Raw genomic sequence first — 16,114 nt, 5'->3', positions numbered from 1 at the left:
TAAATTCTTCATCAAATCTGAACATAATAAGAATTATTTATCGAATTTAGAGGTGTCCTAAAATGGGGAAGCCTACAAAATGTATACATATTAGATAGTTTCTATCTACAAACAGATAGTTATAATAAATACAAAATTCAATTAAATGCGATGCAATATTTATTAAATGTCAGCGCTAAATGGGACTATTACATCAATTTAACTGATGACCATTACCCCTTAAAATCTCAATATAGAATTTGTGAATACTTAAGTAATAATAAAGAGCATAATTATTTTATCTATTATGATAAAAGCAAGTATAATCTAGATACTTATAATAGTAATAAACATAACTATAGTGGCTTAATTGCACTAAAAGACGCTAGCTTTAGTGAAAATACAATCATACCATATATGGGTAATACATGGTTAATACTAACACGAGATTCATGTGCTTTTCTCTCTTACAGTAAAGTAGTTGATCATTATATAGACTTATATTCAAATTCATTATTACCTTCTAATTCATTCTTTGCCACTATCTTATTAAACTCTGATCACAAACGCATAATAATCAATCATGACCAAAGAATATTATTTTCAAAAAGCGAACCAGTTGAATTAATTCTAAAAAAAATAAAATCTAATAATCATTTTTTTATAAGAAAAATGAATTTGACGTCTAACAGTATAATAGACAAATGCATTGAAGATAATTATCAATTACCCCTAATGGATAAAAAAGAAAATAAAAATGAACTAGGGCTAAATAGTAATCAACAAAATTGAAATAATACTTGCCTGTAAAATATTTTACTGATACTAACTAAGTCCATTTTTTAAAATCTAAACTTAAAAACCCCGCCTTTAAAGCGAGGTTTTTTTTAGAAGTCTCTTATACTTCCTTATTATAATATCGATAGACTATTTTCTTTTAACATTTACCGCTATTAACCCTTTATGACTATGTTGTAGATCAAAAACAACATCATCATTTTCACAAATATTATCTAGTAGTCCTGTTGTATGTACAAAAATATCTCCACTTCCGTTTGTTTGTGCAATAAATCCAAAACCTTTGGATTCATTAAAAAATTTTACTTTACCTTCTTGCATATAGGTTTTTATTTTAATTGATTTATATTCACTTTTACACTTATCTTTTAAGTATAAGATTACATTTATATTTATTTAATTACAAAGATGAATTTAACTCGACATTACCGGAATAGTGAATCCAATGAGTTTTTCAATTTTCTTAAGATCCTTTAACTGATCTTCATCACAAAAAGAAACTGCGGTGCCTTGAACACCTGCACGCCCTGTTCTACCAATTCTATGAACATAACTCTCAGGTTCATTAGGTAATTCATAATTTAATACATGAGGTAGTTCAGCTATATCAATACCTCCTGCTGCAATATCCGTTGCTATAAGCACTCTAATGCGATTATTTTTAAAATCATTTAATGCTTTTAATCTTGCATTTTGTGATTTATTACCGTGAATAGCAGCTGTATAAATCCCCATACTCGCTAGCTTTTTCACTAATTTATCTGCCCCGTGTTTAGTCCTTGCAAACACTAAAGAACGCTTTATTGACTTATCCTTTAGAATAGTAAAAAGCAAATTCAACTTTTCTTCTTTTTCGACAAAGTAGATGGATTGCTTAATTGTTCTGGCTGTAGAAGAAATAGGAGTAACTGTAATCTCTATCGGATTTCTCACAATTTGTAAAGCCAATTTTTTTATTTCGATTGGCATAGTAGCCGAGAAAAACAACGTTTGTCGTTTAGAAGGTATCTTTGTAAGTATTTTTTTTACATCCTTTACAAACCCCATATCAAGCATGCGGTCTGCCTCATCAAGTACTACAATCTCAACATGACTAAAATCTAAACAATGTTGATTTAACAAATCCAACAAACGTCCTGGAGTAGCAATTAATATATCAACGCCACGATTTAGTTGAGCTACTTGCTTTTTTTGTGGCACCCCTCCAAAAACAGCTAAATGTCTTAATCTTAGAAACTCACCATAGATTTTAAAATTCTCATTAATCTGAATAGCTAATTCTCTTGTTGGAGTTAAAATAAGAGAGCGGATTACTTTTTTCGAACTGCTTTTTTGATTTAAAAGCTGTAAAATAGGTATTGCAAATGAAGCTGTTTTACCAGTTCCTGTTTGTGCACACCCAATTAAATCTCTCCCTTGTAATATATGCGGAATTGTTTGCTCTTGTATAGCTGTAGGCGTCTGATACCCCACTTTACTAATTGCCTCTAGTATGGGTTGAATTATATTTAATTTTTTAAAACTCATCTTGGTTTGACTGGAATTACCAGTATTTATTTAACTCCTATATATAGTTTTAAATAATCTGGAGTAGTTAGATTATAAAAAACAAAGCTTCTTATCTGAAAAAAATAGGTAGTTAAATTATAAGACCATCTAATATTTAAAGAAAATTAAATTTAAAACCTCTTATTACTTTTATTTTAGTTGTTATAAAAATTAGTATAATCAAAATCCATTTAAAAAATGTATTAATAATTTTTAACTTTTACAAAAAGTTACTAACATTATATATTTAGCAATAAATAAAATGTACTTTTTAACAAAAATAATTGTAATTAAGACAACTGAAAGCAAAAACTGAGAAAGAAAAAATGTTTTTGACTACTTTCAGATAAGGCAAAAGGCAGAAGCCTGTTTATAAATTCTTGACAAAGATAGATCAATTTATTTGAATTACAATAAAATAAATTGATCTAGACAATAAAACAGTTTTTTAAACTTAATTGATAATCTCATTAATTGGCAAAAAGAAAATATTTATTGAACCAAATTTTGCTCTTTTAATTAGCTATATAATTTTATATTAGCATTTTTTGTACTAAATTAAGTATAGATAATATTATCATTGTACCTTTTAACAAACTACTCAAAATATGTCAGAGGCTATATCAAAAGAAAAAGTAAAGCTACAAATTATTAAGACATTACATATAATTTCAGCCTTTATGCTAATTGTATTAGGAGTAAGTATTTCTATTGATACCTTTAGTAATATTTCTTATTTAACTGGGGATACTTATATGAAAATTCAATTGTGGATTTGTATTTATTTTTTACTAAGTCTATTCATTGAATTTATTCTATCAAAGAAGAAATCAAAATTCTTTTGGAATAATATAATTTTTATTCTAATTTCCATTCCTTATCTCAATATATTTCAAGCCTTAGAAATTAGTTTCTCCTCTGAAGTAAAATATTTCTTTCGATTCATTCCCTTAATTAGAGGAGGATATGCACTTGGTTTTGTCATTATCATGTTAAGTAGAAAGAAAATTTCGGGTTTGTTTTTCTCTTATATACTAATTTTAATGTCATTAATATATTTTTATAGTCTTATTTTTTATGTTTTTGAACATGAAATCAATCCAGATGTAAATTCATATTTTGATGCTCTTTGGTGGGCGGCTATGGGAGCTACTACTACTGGCTCTAACATTATTGCAATTACTCCAGTTGGTAAAATATTATCTGTTATAACAGCTATTTCTGGCATTACTATGTTTCCTTTTTTTACAGTATATGTCACTTCTTTAGTACAGCGAAAAGTTGCTTTTCAAGGAAAAAAAGTTAAAAGTAAAATTAAGTAGTCTAATTTATCATAAGTGAAATATTATCTCAATGCTATATATTTACTTTTTTCTCTTTTCTAGAAAGTAAAAAAATCCGTATTAGAATATTATCTTATAAGGATTTTTTCATGTTATTCTTTTATTGTTTTATAAATAAGAAAGTTATAGCAAAACATTAATTATCTATCATTACAAAAGTTAATAAAAACAAATACAACGAATAACCAAATTCAAGTGAATTTAAAACTAAATTCACAATCATAAATATCTAAGGCAACCTTTGTTTGCTTTTTTATACAAGAATCAAATACTGATTCCCATACGCGTTGTGCAATCAAATGATAAATACTTTCTTTTATAGCGCTAAGTCTATTTGTGGTTAATAGCCCATGATGATTGGTAACCTTCACATCATTCACTATCTTCTATTAAACCTTGCAAGCTTTAATTTTAAAAGCAGGTTATTATACCTACTATCATCAGAAAGTACTTTTAATAAACTGGGAATCTCCCGCCATAAATCCCCAGGAACATACTTACTCGATGTCTGCGGATAGGTAATAAACTTCTTTTCATACAAGCTTAGAGCCATCCAAAGAGCTCATAGGCTCTTTTTTGAAGTGAGGTTAAATCAAAAAGTAGTTGAGAATCTTCTTTAACAGTCTTTATTTCTACTTTTGTAATGATAGATTCGCTTTGTTTCTCAATGCGTTTGAACGCTTGTTCTGCCTTGTGTTGATCCTCTGACTTATCAATTGAGAGTGACTTGAATAATACTCCTTCTTTTTGATGGGTAAGTTCTAGTTGATAATACAGCTTCTTTGTAAAAGAAGTATTCTCTATATAGCTTGTCGAATTATTTTACTCTATTTCAAAGTGTAAAAAAAAGTTCGATTTGCTTAAGGATAATTATGTTTTAGCCTTCAAAGCAGTAATAAATATCAAGTATTACTTATAGTATTACTTAGTGACAGTTAGAGAAAAATTAACCATTCTCAAATGTGAGATCAGTAAACAAAAATAGACTATCCAAATTTGGATAGTCTATATAAATCAAGCACTTATATTGATTCAAAAAGTAAAATATTACTAGGCTCAAATTTAAGCTCAGTGAATACATGGCGCTAATAGAAACAAATAAGAACTCAATTGAGCGGCTTATCTATTAAGAACCTCCTTATGCAGGTTACCATTTTTTTTTAATTTTCTGTTTGTGATTTTAGATATTTTCTTTGAGATTTTTTCGCTGTGAGTTTTATCAAAAATTTTTCCAAAACCAATCATATCATTTTTTATTCTAATATTCTTGCAAGCCGTAATACCATTGATTTATTCATATATACATATTTTGCTTAATAACTCTTATTTATTTCCACGTCTACTTTTACATGAGGGTAATATCCTTTACTAAATTTTGTTCCATTACTTTTCAAGAACTCATATACTTTCTTTTTTTCTTCAGAAAATTGATCAATAGATGTCAACTCAAATTCAACTATATGATAAATCAAATCAAACATTAATGTTTCCATTATCATATCCAACTCTTCTTGGCTAATTTCGTGTTTCATAGAAATCTGTAATAAAGATTATTCTAATACTTTCTTCTTATTAATCTTTTTCATTCTCCTGTCAACAATGTCTATATGTTGTAATTCATTCGTTCTGTTATCTTTTAAAAAATTATATGAATCCTGGATATCTTTTGTCATCTCTGAAACAGAACCTATATTATGCTCTAAAATATACATCAATATAGTATGAAGCATAATATTCATTACTGAATTAAGTTGGCTTTTATCTCTAAAGTTTACTTCCATTGTTTTTTATTATTGATTAAGCAGTGTAAAATGACTGTCTAAAATTAAGACAGTCATTAACAATAAGATGTAAGATATATAGCTCCTTACACAACAGTAATTATAAAATACGATATTACTAAAAATATAGAATTCACAAAAAGCTGCCTTAAATAATTAAGACAGCTGGACGCAATTTTTTATACGATTTAAGCTCCCTAGGCCCACGTATTATAATGCTAATATAAATAAAAAAATCATATTAAAACAAATTATATTAAAATTTAATTATTTATTGTTAATTTAAATTATACAAATACAAATCCTTTGCTTTTTAAGCAAAAAGCAATATTTTTTTTTAATTCAATATATCTATACTGTATAAAAAATATCTTTGGATTTATTTAGTTAAATTATTATCAACTATAGATATAAAAACATTTAATTAAATTTATTAGTAGATGAAATATATGATATCTATTTTTAACTTAATATACCACTCACTCAATAAAAAGGCTATTTCACTAAATTCAAAATATACTGTTCTAGTAACAAAAAAAAGCCCCAATTAAGGGGCTTTCCTGTTTATATAAATATATTTTTATTTAAAAATAACGATTTATAAGATCTTGAATAATATCTCTAAAAGTGAAATGTCTAGGATAATGATATTCTCCTTCATAAATATCCCACACCCCTCTATTTCTATCATAGATTCCAACATATAAAGTAAAAGAACCTCCGTAATTTGAAGAAGAAGGTGAAATTCTTTGGCCTTCTTCTAAAATAGCTTTAACAGCATCTTTGCTTATTGAGCGTTCAAATTGATATTCAAGAACCTCTCCGCTTCTTACATCTTTAAATTGCGCTCTGGTCTGAGCTTGGACTGCGGTATTTACTCCAAATACCAATAAAAATAACATAATAAAATTCTTCATAGTTTCTGATTTTAAATTATTAAAAATAATGGTTAACCATATCAAATATAATAAAAAAAGAATAAAAATTAATTTATTTTCAAATAAAAGCTAATTTTTATTCTTTTTTTATCAAAAAATTACGTTTAAAAAACAAAAAAAATCTAGGTTTTTCAAGCATTCAAGACTAGAATAAAAAAGCCCCTTAATTGGGGCTTTTTTATTTAAGCATATTATATAAGACATAAGGTATAATACTTATTTCTTATCAAATTTTATAAATCTTGTAAACTTAATAGATAGACTCTACAAACGGAACGAGTTTTACATAGCAAGTAAATATCTTCTTGGAGAGACCATTGTAAATCAAATAGGGAAAACACCAGCTTCAAGATGAGCTTTTTTTGCAAAAACGATATAACTTAACTGTTAGTTTACCTATCCAAAAATGGAAACCTAAAGTTGAATTTGAGCCTTTATTTTAAATGAAAGATTTTACCCAAATACCACAAGAACGATTTTTATATAAAGATGATTACTTTTTGATAATTAAAGATATTTTTCCAGTTAATCCTAATCATTTACTTATCAGAATACTGTAAGATAGGATTACCTATAATATGATTGATTATCATTTTCGAGTCATAATCACACATATGATTAATATTTATCAAAAAGTATGGAATGATTTTAAAATCAAAGATTTCATAGATTCTCCAAATGATTAATTTGAAGTAAAATAAGACATGTAAAAAAATCGCCAATTCGCTACTAAAATCCCCCATTCCTTCTAATAAATCTGTTAAAATTCATCAGTTGATTTTCCTTTGAATTACTTTGAAAAAAGTGTTGTACAAAAATACAAAAATTGGGGATAAACCCCTATGAATGCTAGGATCTTATTTATTGTATCGCGAGGTATAACATTTTACTTCAGCGAAACGATTAAAAAAACAGATGAATACGCTCCTATTCTATGATAACGCTTTCCTCCTTTTGCTAGTGTATAGCTTATTATCATTCAAAAATACTAATGACTAATAAGGAAATATATAAAAAGTAGTTAGAGATTGTATTAGGCGTCAAACATGCTTATTTACAGCAATAAAATTTAGTTATCTTTAGGTCGATCGCTCCTCTAATAAATCTTTCCAACTATTAAATCCTTTATTTTCAATAAAATAATTATGAACAATTCTTGAAAAACTAACAAGATTCGTATCTAGATAAATACCTTTAAACTTATCTAAGTGGAAGGATCACGACCTTACAATCGCTTTCAAAAATTAAAAATCTTCAACAATTAATTATCATTCAACTGTTGATCAATTGTAAAACGAGCCATTTTATGTTTTACATTTTTTCTACTTCTGATCTTTGCTTAATTAGCATCATAAAACATGCAGTCCAAAACGCTTGGAATCAACTAATCCAGGTTGCTTAAAATGTAATCCATTTTTACAACAATAATCATAAATTCTATCACTTTCAGATGAGTTTTTAAATGTTATATAGGCCACTTCTAAAGATTTTATTTCCTTTAATCGTTCAATAAAAATAGTTGCGTCTATATTTTCAAGTTCGTCTTTTAGAGACAGCTATAGCATTTAGGTATACAGTATCACTAAGGCTATTTTGAGTTTTTTTTAAATGCGCTTGGTATAGTCTATTGGTGTGAATTGAATTTGTTTAGTTTTCTCTGTGTTTGTTTAATTAATAGAGTTAAATTAAACTGCTTTTCAATTTTACGACAAATTTTCATAGACTTTGTATAATCGTATTTATAATCTACTTTCCTTTCAGATCTAAGCGGTTATATACTATTCCTCTTTTTAATTACAGAACTAGTAAAAACAAAATTACTCAACGGAGAAGAACACGTAGATGTTATTGTTATAGGATAATTCACCTCTAGACTACATTTACTCTTCTATCACTTTTATCAATTTTCAAATTCATCACCTATCAAGAGTTCTTCTATTAAATCTAGTTTTTTTTAACTACCTTTGTTCTTATAGTTGTTCTGTGTAAAATTTAATTATTTTACACAAAGTGTTATTTCATTCTCAAATAAATATAGATAATTTTCTTCGTCACTATTCCAAATATCTATTACTATTTCTTTACTTTGTTGTCTATACCTTTATTCAAAGGTCTCCAGGTAATCCATTAAGGAGTAATATCGATTGATCTTTGCACAATTGCAACCTATGTAACAAATTCATTTTCAGTAATTAAATGAAATATTATAAGTAAGCCCAAGTTACTCATTTTACATATGGTATTCTTTATTCACATTAAAGTGGTTTCTCTTTTGGTTTTACTATAACTATTACGAGTACCTAAAGTTTCTAGTTGTTTTTTCACATTTTTCAAAGTAAAGTAAATATTCTTCTTATGAATTTTTTGGTCACTTGATTGTAGGCGTGAATAAATTAGCTCTATACAGCAACTTTTTTGTAAGCTATCAATACTTTTAGCACAATATTTTATTACTGACTCACTTCGGCTCTGTTTGATATGACTCTCTATTGTTTTGTGAATATGTTGAATTTTATTTTTAACTTAACTTTCTTCTTCTTTAGAGAACCAATCCATACAAAAGTGTATCAATTAGAGACTAATCCCATTTGTTCCATCTATATATTGAGCTTGTAAGCTAACATATTATTCTTGTAACAAAAGAACAACATTAGCAAAAAACTGATAGATCTGACCTTTTAATCTCTTACCTCAAGATAATTAATAACGTGATGATCAGGTAAACTATTTCCAGATAACCATTTAAAAAACATCACTCTAAAGAGTGCACTAAATATTATGAAAAGCATGAGTATTATTGCAATAAGTATTGATTAAGATTTAATTATAATATGCAGATGATATTTAAAAAAACTCAGGAAATAAACTTGATGATTTTAAACTCTCAAATTTGAAAATTATATTTCTTTTACTTACTATTCAAACCAGACAATGAAGATAACTATTTTTAAAAACAAACTCACCCCGCCTTTTGGCAGGGTGAGTTTGTTTTTTCAGACTTTCTAAATAGTCTTTTTTGAATCAAAATCACTGTTAAGTTTTAAATCCTACAGTAGGATTCTTAGAAAAAAATTGCTCTACAAATACTAATATTCTGTTTTATTGTTCTAAAAAATATTAACTCATTATTAGTCCCCACTATATTTTGAATTAAATTTTAATATAAAATCAGTAAAAGTAAAACTTGTTTGTTGTATGATCGTAATACAAAAATATAAAATAATCCAATAGAATACAAATAAAAATACATCAACCATCTTGTATTTAAAAAAAACTAATAAATATCACAATTATTCACTTAAACCAACATCTAAATAGCATGTTTTAACTATTTTATTTAACCAAAAGAGTCAAACATATTCATTATCATTACTCAATACTAAATATAATTTATTATATACAATGTATTTCTTTAACTTTACTTACTTGTTTAAATAAGCCTAGGAAACTTGGGATATAAAAATATAGTTTTTAAATCACATCTTGTTATGTTATTCACCAACGATAAAATTAAATGTATTAATGCAAATAGATTTTAAATACAGAATTTAACTTAACTCAGTTATGAGTATAAGTTATGCAATATGTATTAATTCATGTTATAAACATAATATTAATTCTGTTGATAACATGCCCCCTGATGTCAAGAACTTGTATCTATTTTTAAAAGATAATAGAACAAATGAATTAAAACATATTGACATTATTGATAGGAGAATTAAAAAATTCATACAGCTAAAGTATCAAAATAATATTTTCATTAAACTAACTAAAATGTATTAGAAAATACAAATTTTATTTTAAAGTTTTCAGGAAAAAGCTGTATCAGTTGAATACTAAGCTTTTATAAAAATTATCAAAATAATCAGGTAACGATTTGATAACGGCGATTATTGCTTTTATTTTCAACACATTTCCGTTAGCTCGTAGCAAATATACAAAATTTAATGAATATGATATAGCGTTTTGTTTTTCATCTATTTGAGCAATGATGTCTTTGAAAATTTATATCGAATTTCCTGAACATTTGCATGACTCAAAATCATCAAAATGAAAAATAATAGTTATCGGGTCATATCAATTTTAGTTCTCTAACATTCCCCATCCACTCATCATAATACCTAAAGCTTTAAACCCCCAATTGATATCATCTTGTGTATAAACCGGAATAGTGGTTCTACTTGTTAAATCGTCTGCTGTAAGTTTTATTTCTTTAATTTCCTTAGGCTTCATTACCAAGGTTGGGGTTTCATTATTCAAATAATAAATATCTAAACGCAAAATTCCCTGATCTTCTTCTAAATAAAACGGATGTGCAAAATTAATAACGTTATTAAACAATGGCGAAGTATAAACAACTAATTTTTGTAATTGCATTGGTGCATTTTCATCTTTTATTTTTGGGGTATAAACAACTACATCGCATTCATAACCTAAAATAGTTTGTTTGTCGTTTTTTATTTCCCTATTAAACTGACTAAAATCTACATTGTTTATTGCTCCAGACCCTTTGTTTTCAGAAGGTTTATAAGAGGAATATATTTTTTTGTCTTGTTCAATAATTTTATCGGTTTGGGCCAACGTTTCCAAGTAAAGACTTGCTTGATCCTGAGATTTATTATAATAATTATCCATTGTCCATCCAAAACCACGAACTTTCCCTAATACTTCATCATTTTTAATGTTATAAGTACATTCCGCAATATTTAACGTTACCGCCCAAGCTGCTAATGGATTTTGGTTTCCCATATTCGCTATCAAATCAAAAATTGTTTTTACATCTGCATCGTGGGCTAGTAACTGCTCGTATTGTTCTTTTGTATTAGCTTTAGAGAAATCTATCTTTCCTATAAGTTTCCCCAAGTCAATGTCGTTACTAAAAATTCCCATTTCAACGGAACCTTCTGTGAACGGTGTGTTAATAATTTCACTGTTGTTATCTGGTAATTTGTTTTCGTCTGAAGAATTACAACTAAACAAAATAAATACGGATAATAAACTGCTTATAATATTTTTTTTCATTCTTGATTTATTAAAAAAGCTGTTTCCCCTTTTTCAAGAAACAGCTTTTTATTGTTACTTACTTTTTCACCAATTCAACTCGACGATTTTTAGCTTTATTTTCGTCCGAATTGTTGATTACCAAAGGTTTTTCAGAACCGAAACCTATAGCTGATAATCGAGCTTTATCAATTCCGCCTGTGATTAAAACATTCATCACCGAATTTGCACGATCATTCGATAATTTTTTGTTATGAACAGCATCACCTGTATTGTCGGTATGACCTTCGATCGAAATGTTTAAGTTTTTATCTTTTTGAAGTGCTTCTGCAATTTGTGTGACCACTTCTTTTCCTTCAGCCGTAATATTAGACTTATCTACATCGAAATTGATGTATAAAATCGATTTCCCTTTTTCAGTCAAATCCTTCGCAATATCATCTGCACTAACTTTGGTTATGGTTTGTTTAAAAGCTTCTTCCTGTACAATATTTAATTTTCCTCCTGCATTATTAGATGTGAACTGGATATAAATATTTCCTTTTTCTTTACTTCGAATAACAAAAAACTTGATGTTTTGATTCCAATAGCCCATATCTCCAGAACCACCTTTATTCGGGTCTTGTTCGTTATAACGTTCGTATTCTTCTTTGGTGATTTCACCATCAAAAACTTTAACCGCTCCTACGGAAAGCAAATAATCTTCCATACTTTTTTCAAAATATCGTTGCGAATATTCTTCACCGCGAACTGCACCAACATTTGCCTTATATAATTTACCTTCAAAAGGAGTCATGACACCATTGATTGGAAAGAAACAAATATCAAATTTTCTTTCTATAGCACCTTTATGAGCTTCTAATCCTTCTGGAAGATTGATAAAAGGAAAATCACCTATATCGGCAGTAGAAAACGCAACATCTTCTATATTGAAATCGGCAGCGGGATTCGCTTCTTCTGTTTTAACTTCGTTTGCTTCAACGGTAACTTCTGTGGAATCTTCTGTACCTTCCTGCTGTTTTGCAGATTGATTACAGGAAACTATCAAAGCTGATAGTCCAAAAATAAGAGCTGTTTTTTTCATTTTTTTTATATGTTTTTGATAGGCTAAAGATAAACGTTTTACTTGCTAAAAAAGCATTTAATCTATTGTTTTACGCCATCAAACTCAAAATAAACATCTGTTGCGGACTGTTCATCTGTATTAACACTAATGTTTTTATTAGAACCATAATAGTGAAAAATACCTTCTAAACTACCTGTTAAGGAAACAATGTCCTGTGTGTTCTCGCCAAAACAAGCACAAGTTTCTACAGTGAAAGTTTTAGGCGTTACATAAGAATATTCTTCACCTGATTTTGCGGTAATTTTTAATTTATTAGTTCCTTCTTTTGTAACGATAACAATAGCATCGAACCATTCATACGCACCATTTCTATCACTTGTGCTTAACTTTCCTTTATACGTTCCCACAGCAGCATCAATAGTGCCTTCTGCTGGTTGTTCGTATCCGTCATTATCATCATTTTTACTACAACTTGTAGCAACTGTTCCAAATGTCAATGTGGCTAATGTGGCTAATATGCCTAAAAACGCAATTTTTGTGTTTACTTTTTTCATAAAATTTTATTTTATTGTGAGATACAAAGGTCTGCAAAACGTGAAATCGGGACAATCATTGAAAACCTTGATTTTTTATCTAATGGTTTACCATGATTTTCTCACTATAGTAAAAAAGCAATACTTTTTATTTGGATATTTGTAATTTAATAACAAACCAATGTTCAAAAATATTTCATCTATACTATTTGTTTTTTTATATATTAATATATTACAGGCACAGCAACTTGTTCCTTTGGACGAAATAAAGTACGTAACACAAATCCAGCATAAAATTGAAAATGATATAAATGACAGTGTTCGTTTACATAATTATTTGTTGCTTTCAGAATATTGGTCTCAAACAGATAGTCTAAAAAGTAGACAGGCACTAAATGTTGTATTATCCTCCCAAAAAAAGACTTTGACTGAAGGTGTTTTAGCTTACTATCAAGCTGTATTTTATTCACATCAAGGCAATAAAACCACTGCACTAAAGCATTATGAAAGTGCAATAAATTCTTTAGAAAAAGATCCTACAAATATAGATTTATTGATAAAATCATTATATAATAATGCTTACATACAAGTGGAAGACAAGGGATATGATTTTATGGTAAAGACACTGACTGAACAATGTATTCCGTTAAGCGAAAAAAGCAAAAACAAAAAACTTTTGGCGTACAGCTATACACAATTGGGTTTAACTTTTATGTCGGTAGGACAGTTCGAAACAGCAGAAGAGTATCATAAAAAAGCGTTAGAACAGCTGGATGAAATCCCACAGTTAAATACAATTCACATGATAACGTATCTCAATTTAGTAAGTAACTATTGTTACAAACCAGATAGTAAATCGGCTGAGATATATCTTAAAAAAGCAAAAAAACTTATTGAGCACTATCCAAATTCGCAGCATTATTCAAATTATTACTATCAAGAAGCTATGTATTATACGACAGTTCAAGATTTTGAAAAAGCGTTAGTGAGCTTAGAAAAGGGAGCAAAATTGGCAAAAGAAAGAAAACAAGGTAAACTATTGCACATGCTGTATTTTAGAATGTATAACGTTTATCTCATGCAGAAAGATTATCATAAAGCTAAGTTGCAGTTAGAGCATATCTTACAAGAAAATATTTTAAGTAGAGAAGATGTAAATCGCAAAATTACCTATACGCAACTGGCTGCTGTAAACGATGTATTGGGAAATCATAAAGAAGCTTATAATTGGATGAAGAAATCGAGTACGCTAAGTGATAGTTTACAACAACAAAAATTATTAGAGAAGATGAACGAGCTTGAGATTGAACATCAAACTGCTGATAAAAAACAAACGATAGCTCAATTAAAAAAAGAAAATGAACTAATTGCAAAAAATAAAAATCTACGGATTAGCATCTTAGGAATAGCTTTGAGCTTAAGTTTGATTATTACATTTTTAATTTATCTTACCTATAAGAATCAAAAGAAATTAAACGCTCAAATCAGCATCAGTCACCAGCAAGATCTTTTACATATTGAAAGCGAACGAAAATACGAAGCGACAAAAGCTGTTTTGCGTGGCGAAGAACAAGAGCGTCAACGAATAGCTCAAGATTTGCACGATAGTATGGGCGGAATGCTTGCGAATATTCGCATGTCAATCTCTCAAGAAAATGCTCCAAATTCAGAAGATTTATTACAAAATATAGATAAGTCTATTGTAGAAATGCGTCGTATTGCCAGAAATCTAATGCCTGAAACATTAAAAAACCTTGGATTGGAAATTGCACTGAAAGAACTTTGCGAATCCTTGTCACAAAAACAATTTCACATTCAGTTTGAAGCTTTTGGTGTAACAGACAACATCCCATTTAAAATACAATTATCATTATACCGCATTGTTCAGGAAAGCATCAGTAACGTTATCAAATACGCACAGGCAAACAATGTAATTGTTCAAATTAGTCAACATGAAAATACAATAAATCTAACGATTGAAGATGACGGAATTGGTTTTGACACATCTAAAGTAGTTTATGGTTTAGGAATAAAAAATATTAAAAGTCGTACAGCGTTAATGAACGGAACAGTAGAAATTTTATCGGAAAAAGGAAAAGGAACTACCATAAATGTAGAATGCTATGTATAAAAATGATTATTTGAATTTAGTAATAGTTGATGACCACCCGATGATTTTAGAAGGACTAAAATCGTTATTACAACAGGTGGATAAATTTCAACTATTTTCTTTTACAAAAGGATTGTCAGCACTAGATTTTATTCAAGAAAACACAGCACATATTGTATTACTAGATATTGTTTTGAATGATGGAAGTGGTTTAGACTTCTGCAAATCAATTAAACAAAAATCACCTAAAACTATAGTTATCGGGATAAGTAATCAGGCAGAACGCAGTATCATATTTCGTTTTTTAGAAAATGGCGGAAATGGCTATATCTTGAAAAATGCAGATGCTTGTGAAATCATTCAATGTATTGATAACGCTATACATGGAGGAATTGCATTAAGTAAAGAAGTACAGCAAATTATGTTATCTGCTTCATCAAACAATTTTGAGTTACCAAGACTGACCAAGCGAGAAAAGCAGGTATTAGAATCAATTACCAAAGGAAACACCTCTGCTGAAATTGCTGAAAAATTATTCATATCAGTTATTACAGTAGAAACACATCGCAGAAATTTATTGCAAAAATTCAAGGCAAAAAATATGATCGAATTAGTCAAAGTAGCCACGGAAAATAAATTGATATAGATAAATTCAGATTAGCTAAAATCAATCTACTATCTCTCCTCTTTTTCTTCATACACTTAGCAAGCTACCCTTTTTCGTAATCCTCGCCTTATGTTTGGGCCAACAGACTAAACAACCCCAAATCTGAACTCTGCAAATTTTCCTGCGTGATAAACTCGAAAAGGTCTTTGGCCAGTTAGTTGTCTATCATAATCTTATTGGAAATGGGACTGTCCTATATTTTCAGTTCGTTTTTTTCTATTGTTACATCATTATAATGGTCTTTTTCCCCAATTTGCAGATCTATGTTCATGCTGGACTTGCTAACTTAGTCTGGACAAAGAGTTAAGCATAAAAACTTATCTTTGACTTATGAAAAGAATTAGAAAGAC

General features: G+C 28.4%; 13 protein-coding genes. 4 read left to right on the top strand and 9 right to left on the bottom strand.

What is annotated here, in order from left to right:
• Positions 1-39: 39 nt before the first annotated feature.
• Positions 40-771 carry a beta-1,6-N-acetylglucosaminyltransferase gene (locus ACPDHL_RS15420; protein WP_430533624.1) on the top strand — a complete coding sequence of 244 codons (732 nt, stop codon included), beginning with the start codon at positions 40-42 and terminating at the stop codon, positions 769-771.
• A 135-nt stretch (positions 772-906) separates the two neighbouring features.
• On the opposite strand, the gene ACPDHL_RS15415 is transcribed toward ACPDHL_RS15420, so the two are convergent.
• Both ACPDHL_RS15415 and ACPDHL_RS15410 read right to left on the bottom strand, forming a co-directional pair.
• Entirely contained in the window at positions 907-1,098 is a 192-nt protein-coding gene (locus tag ACPDHL_RS15415) for a cold-shock protein (RefSeq protein WP_430533623.1), read from the bottom strand.
• A 93-nt stretch (positions 1,099-1,191) separates the two neighbouring features.
• Positions 1,192-2,304 carry a DEAD/DEAH box helicase gene (locus tag ACPDHL_RS15410; RefSeq protein WP_430533622.1) on the bottom strand — a complete coding sequence of 371 codons (1,113 nt, stop codon included), beginning with the start codon at positions 2,302-2,304 and terminating at the stop codon, positions 1,192-1,194.
• Positions 2,305-2,933: 629 nt separating this feature from the next.
• Here ACPDHL_RS15410 and ACPDHL_RS15405 point away from each other — a divergent pair.
• Positions 2,934-3,647, top strand: coding sequence for an ion channel (locus ACPDHL_RS15405; protein WP_060875543.1), 714 nt, complete (start codon positions 2,934-2,936; stop codon positions 3,645-3,647).
• 564 nt (positions 3,648-4,211) lie between these two features.
• Here the strand turns inward: ACPDHL_RS15405 and ACPDHL_RS15400 are convergent.
• From ACPDHL_RS15400 to ACPDHL_RS15370, 7 genes are all read right to left on the bottom strand, one after another.
• Entirely contained in the window at positions 4,212-4,445 is a 234-nt protein-coding gene (locus ACPDHL_RS15400) for a DNA topoisomerase (protein WP_231738184.1), read from the bottom strand.
• A 536-nt stretch (positions 4,446-4,981) separates the two neighbouring features.
• Complete coding sequence (locus ACPDHL_RS15395; protein WP_002992054.1) at positions 4,982-5,200, bottom strand: hypothetical protein; 219 nt, start codon at positions 5,198-5,200, stop codon at positions 4,982-4,984.
• Positions 5,201-5,218: 18 nt separating this feature from the next.
• The gene (locus ACPDHL_RS15390) at positions 5,219-5,449 is read right to left on the bottom strand and encodes a hypothetical protein (protein ID WP_060875544.1); all 231 of its coding nucleotides are present in this window, start codon (positions 5,447-5,449) and stop codon (positions 5,219-5,221) included.
• A 584-nt stretch (positions 5,450-6,033) separates the two neighbouring features.
• The gene (locus tag ACPDHL_RS15385; RefSeq protein ID WP_002992048.1) at positions 6,034-6,366 is read right to left on the bottom strand and encodes a hypothetical protein; all 333 of its coding nucleotides are present in this window, start codon (positions 6,364-6,366) and stop codon (positions 6,034-6,036) included.
• 4,104 nt (positions 6,367-10,470) lie between these two features.
• Positions 10,471-11,409, bottom strand: coding sequence for a hypothetical protein (locus ACPDHL_RS15380; protein ID WP_182646513.1), 939 nt, complete (start codon positions 11,407-11,409; stop codon positions 10,471-10,473).
• Between the two features lie 58 nt (positions 11,410-11,467).
• Positions 11,468-12,472 carry an OmpA family protein gene (locus ACPDHL_RS15375; RefSeq protein ID WP_182646512.1) on the bottom strand — a complete coding sequence of 335 codons (1,005 nt, stop codon included), beginning with the start codon at positions 12,470-12,472 and terminating at the stop codon, positions 11,468-11,470.
• A 62-nt stretch (positions 12,473-12,534) separates the two neighbouring features.
• Complete coding sequence (locus ACPDHL_RS15370) at positions 12,535-13,008, bottom strand: hypothetical protein (RefSeq protein ID WP_182646511.1); 474 nt, start codon at positions 13,006-13,008, stop codon at positions 12,535-12,537.
• Between the two features lie 160 nt (positions 13,009-13,168).
• On the opposite strand from ACPDHL_RS15370, the gene ACPDHL_RS15365 reads away from it, so the two are divergent.
• Positions 13,169-15,118 (top strand): tetratricopeptide repeat-containing sensor histidine kinase, encoded by a 1,950-nt coding sequence (locus ACPDHL_RS15365; RefSeq protein WP_430533621.1) that lies wholly within the window; start codon positions 13,169-13,171, stop codon positions 15,116-15,118.
• A complete protein-coding gene (locus ACPDHL_RS15360; RefSeq protein ID WP_430530152.1) occupies positions 15,111-15,743 on the top strand; it encodes a response regulator in 633 nt (210 codons plus the stop codon). The genes ACPDHL_RS15365 and ACPDHL_RS15360 overlap by 8 nt, the downstream gene beginning before the upstream one ends.
• Positions 15,744-16,114: the final 371 nt, after the last annotated feature.

The sequence above is a fragment of the Myroides sp. C15-4 genome, assembly GCF_050522745.1.
GTDB lineage: Bacteria > Bacteroidota > Bacteroidia > Flavobacteriales > Flavobacteriaceae > Flavobacterium.
The sequence above is the reverse complement of the archived record's forward strand: the minus strand, read 5'-3'. Positions and strand labels throughout refer to the sequence as shown.